The sequence below is a fragment of the Mesorhizobium sp. M7A.F.Ca.CA.002.05.1.1 genome, from assembly GCF_003998335.1.
GTDB lineage: Bacteria > Pseudomonadota > Alphaproteobacteria > Rhizobiales > Rhizobiaceae > Mesorhizobium.
On record NZ_RZQI01001266.1, the window covers coordinates 1 to 1,252 of the forward strand.

At 64.2% G+C, this 1,252-nt stretch carries 1 protein-coding gene; it reads right to left on the reverse strand.

What is annotated here, in order from left to right; all coding sequences use genetic code 11:
* A partial coding sequence (locus tag EN939_RS34745; protein ID WP_164751534.1) for an amidohydrolase occupies positions 1-1,135 on the reverse strand: 1,135 nt, incomplete at its 3' end.
* Positions 1,136-1,252 lie beyond the last annotated feature (117 nt).

Sequence of the window (1,252 nt, forward strand, 5' to 3'; positions counted from 1 at the left end):
CCTCATAACCGTCGAGCACCGCGCGCACCGCGCCGTCGCCGATCGAATGCACGGCGATCTGCAGCCCGCGTCTGTCGACCGCGACGGCCAGATCGATGAACTGTTGCGGCGTGAACAGCGGCTCGCCCACCCAGTCGAGCCGGTCGGCATAAGGCTCGACCATGACAGCTGTCCAGGAATCGAGAACGCCGTCGTAGAACACCTTGACCATGCCCGACGACAGCCATTCGCTGTTGTAGCGTTCGGCCATATCAGACGCCTTGTCGAGCATGTCGAGCGTCATGAAATTCTTGTAGTGGAACGGGATCTTGACGCGGCAGGGCAAGCCTTCCTCGGCGTCGATCTCGGCCAGCAGCTCAAGCTGATAGAGATTGCCGTCCATGTTCTGGATCGAGGTGATGCCGTGGCGGGCGCACCAGGCGAGCCCGCGCCGCATGATGTCGCGGTCGGCGTCCCGCTCCGCCGTCGTCGGCATCGGGTCCGGCTCGCCGCCGGTCGACAGCCCCAGCCGCACCCGGCCTTCGCCGGCAAGATCGAGCACCGGGCCAAAGGCCTCGCCTTCGCGCAATTCACCGGCGGCCAGACCATCGTCACCCATGACGATCTCATTGCCCGGACCAAGCGTGCGCCCCTGCAGGATGCCGGCCATTTCCAGCGCCTTGGTGTTGGCCCACATGGTGTGATGGTCGGGCGCCGCCATGCAGAACGGGCGATCGGGCAAGATGGCGTCGAGGTGATGGCGCGTCACGCGCTCGCTGCCGAGCACGGTGTAGTCGACGCCCTGGCCGACCAGCATCTTCGCGTCGGGCCGGGTCGGCGCATAGTCGCGGATCGCCTTCTGCAGCGCCTCGAAGCCATGAATACCGGTGAGTTGAAGGTGGGCAAGTTCAGCCCCGCCCGAAAACAGATGCATATGGGCTTCGATGAACCCCGGGACCACCGAACCGCCCTTGGCGTCGATGACCCTGGTGGCCGGTCCCTTGAACTCTTCGATGGAGGCGCGGCTGCCGATGGCGACGATTGCGCCATCCTTGACGGCGACAGCCTCGGCGGTGGGATTGTCGTCGTCCATGGTCTGCACGAGACCGTTGATGACGATCAGATCCGCATTGTGACCCGCACCTGTGACAGACATCGCGACTCCGCGCTTTTGACGACTGACTGGGACCGATAAACCCTCTTGTCCAACAACCTGCCACCCCACCGGAGCGACGCCATGGACGAAAAAGAATGCCAGTGCGCTGTCTTGGAA